Raw genomic sequence first — 5,929 nt, 5'->3', positions numbered from 1 at the left:
GGTTCGTCCTCATCAGCGACGCGGAGATCCAAAGGGTGCATCGAATACGCTTCTCCCCATGGAAGGAAAATATACCCATCCGTGGCCGCGAAGCGCACCCTAGGTCTGTAAGATATCCACAAAACTGAAAAAGGATGTAAGGGATTTTGTCGAAAAATATTTTTTGGACACCCCTGAGGGGCCGAAAAGCCTTGATACATCAACATTTCTAGAGGGAGGGGAAAATATGAAAGGGAATTTCGTTGTATCGAAAGAAGACTGGTCCCTCCACCGCAAAGGATATGACGATCAAAAGCGGCATCAAGAAAAGGTAAAGGAAGCGATCAAAAACAATTTGCCGGATTTGATTACGGAAGAAAGCATCATTATGTCCAACGGACGCGATGTAATTAAGATTCCGATTCGCTCGCTGGATGAATATAAAATTCGCTACAACTATGAGAAAAACAAACATGTCGGCCAAGGAAACGGAGACAGCCAAGTCGGCGATGTCGTGGCCAGAGACGGAAGTGGGGAGGGGCAAGGGCCAGGAAAAGGCCAAGGAGCCGGCGACTTGCCGGGTCAAGATTATTACGAGGCTGAAGTGTCGTTGATGGAAATCGAAGAAGCGCTCTTCAGCCAACTGGAGCTGCCGAACTTGCAGCGGAAAGAACTGGATCAAAATGTCGTTCAACATATCGAATTTAACGACATTCGCCGCACCGGGTTGATGGGGAACATCGATAAAAAGCGGACGATGCTCGCCGCTTTCAAACGCAATGCCATGAGCGGCAAACCAGGCTTTTACCCGATTTACCGCGAAGATTTAAAGTTTAAAACGTGGAATGAAGTCGTCAAGCCGGAATCGAAGGCCGTTGTCTTGGCCATGATGGACACAAGCGGCTCGATGGGCATGTGGGAAAAATACATGGCGCGCAGTTTCTTCTTTTGGATGACGCGTTTTTTGCGCACGAAGTACGAAACAGTCAACATCGCCTTTATCGCCCATCATACGGAAGCGAAAGTTGTCAGCGAGGATGAATTTTTCACGAAAGGGGAAAGCGGCGGGACGATTTGCTCATCCGCCTACCGCAAGGCGCTGGAACTGATCGAAACGAAGTATTCTCCGTCGCGCTACAACATTTATCCGTTCCACTTCTCCGACGGCGACAACTTGACATCGGACAATGCCCGCTGTGTGAAGCTTGTTCAAGAGCTGATGAAAGTGTCGAACATGTTTGGGTATGGAGAAGTCAACCAGTACAACCGCCATTCCACACTCATGTCGGCGTATCGCAATATTAAGGATGAAAAGTTCCGCTATTATATTTTGAAGCAAAAATCAGATGTGTTCCATGCGATGAAAACATTTTTCCGCAAAGAAGAGAGCAAGCAGCTCGTTTGACCCTCTGGCAGCTGAAAAAAGGGGGTTTTTCTTTTTGGAAAGGGAGGGCAATCGCCCTCCCTAAAATAAGTTATTGCTTTTGCAGCGTCGCCGCCATGGCGAGCACGGCGCCAAGCACGTCTTCGTTGCGTGGAGCGTGCACGGTCAATAGCATTGGCGCTGGTTGGGCGCTGGCGATGACATGAACGGTGACACCGTCCGCTTGGGCAGTGTACCAAACGGCATCAGCGAACGGCTTAGGCAATCCGTTCGTTTGTTGGCGGGCGGCGTTGGCGTCAACCGCTTGGGCATGTTCTTGCGCTAGTTGCTCGTAGTTTGTTTCCCCCTCCGAAAGCAAGCGGATGCGAGCGAATGCTTCGCCATGAAGCAAGACATCGGCGCCCGGTTCTTCGGCGTCAAGGGTCCATCCTTCCAAAACATAGAGGGAAAAATGCTGATTGTTGCTTGTTTGCAGCGTTGCGGTTTTCGTGACGGTTTGGTTTCCATCTTGGTAGGACAATGAAATGGTCGGTTGTGAAGCAGCGGGTTGTCCTCCTCCTGCCGCTCGTTGCTCTTCTTCGTTCTTTTTCGTTGATGTTTGCTCTTTTGCTTCCTTCGAAGGAGAAGGGTTCTTGGATGACGGCGCATCAGACGATGGTTTTTGATCGGCGGCTGTCTGCTCTTCCTTTGCCGCCTGTGTCGTCTCGTGCTCTTTCGTTCCACAGCCAACCAGCAAGACGAAGGCGACAGCGAGAGAGAACAACAGTTTCCAGTATCGAATCATGTTCATTCCTCCCTACGTTCCATATACCCCCCATTATACCAATTGAAACGGTGGAAACAAACAGACTCGTTTCCCTATTTTTTCTGTTTGTTCGTTTTGGCTTGTTGTTTGGTGTGCAAGGCGACATGCGCCCCGCGCCAAACAGTGGCGACGAGTGGCGCTCCCCCATTTTACGCTTGGGGAAAGAGCGTTTCACCTTCTTTACCATTGGCTGGAGACAGGAAATGTTCCGCGAAAACAAGAAGAGTTGCCCACCCGGTTAATCGTGCGGGCTACCGGGTAGGCTATAGTCGTTTCAACTGATAGCGGTTGACGGGGCGTCCGACGCCGACGTATTGCACATCGAGTATCACTTGTCCCGTTTTCTCAAGGTATTCCAAGTAGCGGCGGGCCGTCACACGGGCGATGCCGACGCCCTCGGCCACTTCCTCGGCGGAAACAGGGAAGCGGTGCTGGCGCAAGTAGGCGACGACTTTTTCCAACGTCACTTCGTTTAATCCCTTCGGAAGTTCAGGGAGCGAGGCGGCAGGTTGTTCAGCCGTTTGCCGTAGTGCATCGAGTTCTGCCTGGGTGAGCGATTCCTTTTCTGCAAGCGACTGGCGGAACGCCCGATAATTTCCCAGCGCCTGTTTGAGCTGTTCAAATTTAAACGGTTTCAAAATGTAATCGAAGGCGCCGTTTTGCAGGACGCGGCGCACTGTTTCAATGTCGCTTGCCGCTGTGATGGCGATGATATCAACTTCATGGCCGCGGGCGCGGATTTGCTTTACTGTTTCAAGGCCGTCCAGCTGCGGCATGTAAATATCAATCATCGCTAAATCGGGACGCAGCTCGTCGATGAGGCGGAGTCCTTCTTCACCGTTTCCGGCAAGGCCGACGATGGTGAAGCCGTCGACTTGTTCAATCATTTGCCGGTTCACTTCCTGGACCATCGGATCGTCTTCAATGAGCAGTACACGGTACATGCTTTTCCTCCTTTGCACGGATGGAGCCTGTTTACATGATGGAGAAAGACACCAGCGCTGTTTCGCTAGGCTTCCTTGCTATGTTACATGTCAAATGTGATCGTAAAGATGGTGCCTTTTCCTTCTTCTTTTGTATGAAAAAAATCGCTGATGATAAACAAGCCGCTCAGCAGCATCGAAAAACTGACGATGACAAAAATTAAAATCATGATTTTCCAACGGATCGGCAGCCGATTCGTGGCGAGACTCCTCTTTTTTCGAAACAGTCATTATCATTTATTTTAGCATGATTCCTCTGATATGATAAAAGAGAGGATCGTAATAGGCTTCCGCGGGCGGAAGCTTTTTTGTTTTTGAACAGCAAAAAGGTCAAGACCAAAACGACCATTATCACCATAATATTTTGATTTCAACGATTTTTCTTTATGATAATGTTGAAAGTGTTTCCAATATATCGAAAGGAGTGGGAGAAATGCGGAGAAAACTGAAAAACTTGACGGTGCAAGTCATCATCGGCATTATTTTAGGGATCATTGTCGGATTTCTATTTCCAGAATTCGTAGCGAAGTTAAAAGTATTGGCAGACGGATTTATTAAGCTGATTAAAATGGTGATCGCCCCGATCATTTTCTTCACCGTCGTCATCGGAATCGGCAATATGGGCGACTTGAAAAAGGTCGGCCGCATCGGCGGCAAGGCGCTCATTTATTTTGAAATTGTCACGACGTTTGCGTTGGCGATCGGGATTGTCGTCGTCAACCTTGTCAAACCAGGGGTTGGGTTTCATACCGATGCAGTAAAAGGCGGCGACATTTCGCAATATACGAAGCAGGCGGAAGAGACGAGCCACGGGTTTGTCGATTTCGTGCTCAGTATTATCCCGGATAACGTCGTCGCCGCGATGGCCAGCGGAGAATTGCTTCCGGTACTCTTCTTCGCCGTCCTGTTTGGCTTGGCGGCAGCAGGGTTAGGGGAGAAAGTCAAACCGGTGCTTTCGTTGTTTGAGCGAATCGCTGAAATTTTCTTTGGCGTCGTCAACATGGTTATGAAGGTGTCGCCGATCGCCGCGTTCGGCGCGATGGCGTACACGATCGGCACGTTCGGCCTCGGATCGCTCGTGTCGCTCGGTAAACTGATGGGTTCTGTTTACATTACGATGGCGCTTTTCATTTTCGTCGTGCTTGGCGGGATTGCCAAGTTTTATGGGTTTAACATCTTTAAGTTTCTCGCTTATATCAAAGAGGAACTGTTGCTTGTTTTGGGCACATCTTCGTCTGAATCAGCGTTGCCGCGGCTGATGGAACGTTTGGAAAAATACGGGTGCTCGAAATCGGTTGTTGGTCTTGTCGTTCCGACAGGGTATTCGTTTAACCTAGACGGCACATCGATTTACTTGTCGATGGCAGCCATTTTCATCGCCCAAGCGTACGGCATTGATTTAACCATTTGGCAAGAGCTGACGTTGCTTGGCGTATTAATGCTCACCTCGAAAGGGGCAGCAGGGGTTACCGGTTCCGGCTTTATTACACTGGCTGCAACGTTGGCAGCATTTCCGATGATTCCGGTCGAAGGCATCGCCTTGTTGCTTGGGGTTGACCGCTTCATGTCGGAAGCGCGGGCGATTACGAACATCATCGGCAATGCTGTAGCGACAGTGGTTGTTTCGAAAATGGAAAACGAGTTTCATCCGAACGAAGCTGAAGTGGAGCGCGCCTCGATGAGCGTGGCCAAATAAGAGTCAGGAGCCGATCTGCAAGTCCAATTGACAGCTTTTCCGTTCGCATGTTTCTGACTGCGTCGGGAAAGGAGCCGCACGCTGCAAATCGCCGAATGGATGAAAGAAGGAATGCAATAACAGCGCGAGGGGAGCGTTTCCCCTCGTTTTTGCGTTGATTTTCCCCTAAAGAAAGAACAAGAGGGACGCGGGGAAGTGAGAAAGGAGAGCAAGCATATATTTTGATTTTCTTTCCCTCTTTTCCCATAATGAAACTATAATGACGCTCGAGGAGGAGAGGATATGAACGGCCTGCAAGATTGCGCCACTTTGCATAACGGGGTGAAAATGCCTTGGGTTGGCCTTGGCGTCTACAAAGTAAAGGAGGGCGAGGAAGTAAAAAGCACGGTGCGCACCGCGTTGGAAATTGGCTATCGCCATATTGACACGGCCGCTTTTTACGAAAACGAAGAAGGGGTCGGGCAAGCGATCCGTGAATCCGGCATTCCGCGCGAGCAAGTATTTGTGACGACGAAAGTATGGAACACCGACCAAGGGTATGAGACGACGCTGAAGGCGTTTGATGCAAGCTTGAAAAAGCTTGGGTTTGATTATGTTGACCTGTACTTAGTCCACTGGCCGGTGAAAGGGAAGTATAAAGAGACGTACAAAGCGCTGGAAAAGCTGTATAAAGACGGCTATGTGCGCGCGATTGGCGTCAGCAACTTCCAAATTCACCATTTGCAAGATGTGCTGGCTGACTGCGAAATTAAGCCGATGGTCAACCAAGTCGAGTATCACCCGCGCCTGACGCAAAAAGAGTTGCTTACGTTTTGTCGGGAAAACGGCATCCAGCTTGAGGCATGGTCGCCGCTTATGCGCGGGGAAATTTTAACCGAACCGACAATCGTTGAAATTGGCAAAAAATACGGGAAAACGCCAGCGCAAGTCGTGTTGCGTTGGGATTTGCAGCACGGCGTCGTGACGATCCCGAAATCGGTGACGCCGGCGCGGATCAAGGAAAACGCTGATATTTTTGATTTCTCGCTGACCGACGAAGAAATGAAACAGATCGACGCGTTGAACTTGAACAAACGGGTCGG

General features: G+C 49.8%; 6 protein-coding genes. 4 read left to right on the top strand and 2 right to left on the bottom strand.

What is annotated here, in order from left to right; all coding sequences use genetic code 11:
- The first annotated feature begins 226 nt into the window (after positions 1–226).
- Complete coding sequence (gene yhbH, locus IKE44_RS04030; protein ID WP_287465071.1) at positions 227–1,384, top strand: sporulation protein YhbH; 1,158 nt, start codon at positions 227–229, stop codon at positions 1,382–1,384.
- A gap of 70 nt (positions 1,385–1,454) precedes the next feature.
- Here yhbH and IKE44_RS04025 read toward each other — a convergent pair whose 3' ends face one another.
- The gene (locus IKE44_RS04025; protein WP_033016566.1) at positions 1,455–2,147 is read right to left on the bottom strand and encodes a hypothetical protein; all 693 of its coding nucleotides are present in this window, start codon (positions 2,145–2,147) and stop codon (positions 1,455–1,457) included.
- 284 nt (positions 2,148–2,431) lie between these two features.
- Positions 2,432–3,112, bottom strand: coding sequence for a response regulator (locus IKE44_RS04020; RefSeq protein WP_049624417.1), 681 nt, complete (start codon positions 3,110–3,112; stop codon positions 2,432–2,434).
- Between the two features lie 35 nt (positions 3,113–3,147).
- On the opposite strand from IKE44_RS04020, the gene IKE44_RS04015 reads away from it, so the two are divergent.
- The 3 genes from IKE44_RS04015 to IKE44_RS04005 all read left to right on the top strand — a co-directional run.
- A complete protein-coding gene (locus IKE44_RS04015; RefSeq protein ID WP_162489994.1) occupies positions 3,148–3,315 on the top strand; it encodes a hypothetical protein in 168 nt (55 codons plus the stop codon).
- 269 nt (positions 3,316–3,584) lie between these two features.
- Positions 3,585–4,847 carry a dicarboxylate/amino acid:cation symporter gene (locus IKE44_RS04010; RefSeq protein ID WP_049626352.1) on the top strand — a complete coding sequence of 421 codons (1,263 nt, stop codon included), beginning with the start codon at positions 3,585–3,587 and terminating at the stop codon, positions 4,845–4,847.
- 282 nt (positions 4,848–5,129) lie between these two features.
- Positions 5,130–5,929, top strand: an 800-nt coding sequence (locus IKE44_RS04005) for an aldo/keto reductase (RefSeq protein WP_287465067.1), incomplete at its 3' end; no start/stop codon positions are given.

The sequence above is a fragment of the Geobacillus sp. genome (genome assembly GCF_017515625.1).
In the GTDB taxonomy this organism is placed as follows: Bacteria; Bacillota; Bacilli; order Bacillales; family Anoxybacillaceae; genus Geobacillus; species Geobacillus stearothermophilus.
This window is presented reverse-complemented; position numbering and strand designations above follow the sequence as displayed.